At 63.4% G+C, this 3,196-nt stretch carries 3 protein-coding genes; all 3 read left to right on the top strand.

The window, feature by feature from the left end:
* The coding region (locus M9890_15650; protein ID MCO5178389.1) for a dihydroorotase at positions 1–1,121 on the top strand (1,121 nt) is incomplete at its 5' end.
* Positions 1,108–2,235, top strand: a complete 1,128-nt coding sequence (gene carA, locus M9890_15645) for a glutamine-hydrolyzing carbamoyl-phosphate synthase small subunit (protein MCO5178388.1) — start codon at positions 1,108–1,110, stop codon at positions 2,233–2,235. The genes M9890_15650 and carA, both read left to right, overlap by 14 nt.
* Positions 2,232–3,196: carbamoyl phosphate synthase large subunit (locus M9890_15640; protein MCO5178387.1), on the top strand; the 965-nt coding region annotated here is incomplete at its 3' end. The genes carA and M9890_15640, both read left to right, overlap by 4 nt.

Below are 3,196 nucleotides of genomic sequence, written 5' to 3'. Positions count from 1 at the left end.
TGACCTATAAGGAAGACCTGCAGTCCGGCGCAGATGCAGCCGCGGCTGGTGGATTCACGCGGATGTGCTGCATGCCGAACACCACTCCGCCGCTCGATACCGCCGAGCGCGTCGCTGACATCGTAACGCGTGGGCGTGAGACCGGTATCCACATTCACCCAATCGGCACGATTTCCGTCGCTCGGGCGGGCCTGGAAATTGCGCCACTCCGCGAGATGGCCGCAGCAGGTGCCATTGGCTTCTCTGACGACGGGGACAGTACGAAGTCGGAAGACGTGATGCGCGAGGCGCTGCGCCTTTCTGCCGAGCTGAATGTGCCGATCATGGTGCATTGCGAGGACCCGGACATGATCCAGGGCGGCTCGATGCATCGGGGCGAGGTTTCGGCAAAGCTGGGCGATCCGGGCATTCCGGCTGAGGCCGAGGAGTCCTACATCGAGCGCGATCTGCAACTGGCAGAGGAGACCGGCGGCTGGCTCCATGTCCTGCATGTCTCGACCGAGCGAGGCATCCGGCTGATTGAGGCAGCCCGTGCGCGCGGAGTGCGCTGCACTGCCGAGGTGATGCCGCATCACCTGCTGCTGACCGACGAATGGGTGGCAGGGCGCAAGCGTTTCGCCGGCGAGCAGGAGGCGGTTGGCAGCGGGCCAGCGCCCGATTCGAGCGCGAAGGTGAACCCGCCGCTGCGTCCTGAGTCAGACGCGCTGGGTCTGCTGAAGGCGGTTCAGCGTGGCGCGTTCGACTTCATCGCGACCGACCACGCGCCGCACGCCGAGCGCGACAAGCCGCGCGAGCTGAAGGGCGCTGCGTTTGGTATGAGCGGGCTGGAGCTTGCCTTGCCATCGATGGTGCACCTGATCGAACGCGGCAATCTGGACTGGCCGCAGGTCGTGGAGCTGTTCACGTCTGCGCCGGCGAAGACGATTGGATTGGACGGCGGCACATTGACGGCAGGCGAGAGTGCCGATGTGACCGTGATAGATCCGACGAGGGAATGGGTCGTCAGCGCTGACTCGCTGAGGACAAGGAGCGCGAACACACCGCTGCTGGGACTGACAATGCGTGGACGAGCAGTGCTCACCATTTGCGAGGGGGAGGTGCGCCACGATGAGCGTGTATAAGGGGGATGCAGCCGTCATCCTGGAGGATGGCAGTGTCTTCCGCGGAACGTCGTTCGGCGCTGAGCGAGACGCCGAAGGCGAAGTAGTGTTTACGACGTCGATGACCGGGTATCAGGAGGTTGCGACAGACCCGTCGTTTCGCGGGCAGATCGTCTGCATGACCTACCCGATCATCGGTAACTACGGCGTAACGGACGACGACGACCAGTCGCGACAGCCGTGGATCACCGGCATGATTGTCCGCGACTACACCGATTGGCCGAGCAACTGGCGCTCGGAAGGAACGCTGGCCGAATACTTCCGGAATCATGACATCCCGGCGATCTCCGGCGTCGACACCCGCGCGCTAACACGCCACATTCGGCGCGAAGGCGCAATGCGTGCGCTGCTGGTATCGAAGATCGGCGAACGCACAATCAGCGATCTGCAACAGCGCGCAAAGACCGCCTGGACGCCGGCTGAGACGAATGTCGTCGCTGATGTCACGATAGACGAACCGCGTGACGTTGGCGTCGGAGAATTTCACGTCGTCCTGATCGATTGCGGCGTCAAGGAGAACATCCTGGAGTCGCTCGAGCGCCGCGGCGTTCGCGTCACGGTCGTGCCGTTCGACACGCCGTACAGCGACATTGCCGCGCTGCAGCCGGACGGAATCCTGACGTCGCCTGGGCCCGGTGATCCTGAGCGCGCGGCCCCGGCAGCTGACACGATCCGCGCGATCATCGACGACGGCGTCCCGTACCTTGGCGTCTGTCTGGGGCACCAGCTTCTGGCCCACGCCATTGGTGCGACGACCAGCAAGCTGAAGTACGGACATCATGGCGGCAACCATCCGGTACTCGACATCGCCAGTGGGCGAGTTCACATAACGTCGCAGAATCATGGTTATCAGGTGGATGCCGACAGCGTGCCGGACGCGAGCGGCTGGCGCGTTTCGCAGATCAACCTCAACGATCAGTCGGTTGAAGGTCTGGCGCACGAGAGTCTGCCGGTCTTCAGCATCCAGTATCACCCGGAGGGTGCCCCTGGGCCGCAGGACACCCAGTATGTGTTTGACCAGTTTGTCGCGCTCCTCCGCGAGGGGAAGCGCCAGGGTGAAGGGGTAACTGCGTGAGCGACCGGGTCCAACGTGTTCTTGTGATCGGATCGGGCCCGATCGTTATTGGGCAGGCTGCGGAGTTCGACTACGCCGGCACGCAGGCGTGCCGCGCGCTGCGCGAGGAGGGCATCGAAACCATCCTCGTTAACTCCAACCCGGCAACGATCATGACCGACGAGGATGTGGCTGATGTCGTCTACATCGAGCCGCTGATTCCGGACGTGATTCGGCGCATCATCATGCGCGAGCGACCGGACGGTCTGCTGCCAACGCTGGGTGGCCAGACAGGGCTGAACCTGGCAGTACAACTCGCTGATCTCGGCATTCTCGAAGAGTACGGCGTGAAGCTGCTCGGGACGCCGCTCTCTGCGATTCAGCACGCTGAGGACCGCGAGCTGTTCAAGCAATTGCTGCAGGACATCGGCGAGCCGGTGATGGACAGCGTGATTGCGCACACCGTTGCCGAGGCGCGCGAGTTCGCCGACCGTGTCGATTTCCCGCTGATCATCCGCCCTGCCTACACCCTCGGTGGTACCGGCGGCGGCATCGCCTACAACATGGCCGAGCTGGATGAGATTGCACAGAGCGGTATCTCCGCCAGCCCGATCCATCAGGTGCTGATCGAGCGCTCATTGCTCGGTTGGAAAGAGATCGAGTACGAGGTCATCCGCGACGCGGCCGACAACGCTATCACGGTCTGCAATATGGAAAACCTCGATCCGATGGGCGTACACACCGGCGATTCGATCGTCGTCGCGCCGAGCCAGACGCTCTCGGATCGTGAGTACCAGATGCTGCGTGCTTCCGCGCTGAAGATCATCCGCGCGCTGGGCATCGAAGGCGGCTGCAACGTTCAGTACGCGCTCGATCCGAAGTCCTTCGCCTACCAGGTGATTGAGGTGAACCCGCGCGTCAGCCGCTCGTCGGCGCTGGCGTCGAAGGCGACCGGCTATCCGATCGCACGAGTGGCCGCGAA

The organism is Thermomicrobiales bacterium, assembly GCA_023954495.1.
Lineage (GTDB): Bacteria > Chloroflexota > Chloroflexia > Thermomicrobiales > CFX8 > JAMLIA01.
Note: the sequence above shows the minus strand (reverse complement) of the source record. Positions and strands in the feature narration are given on the sequence as shown.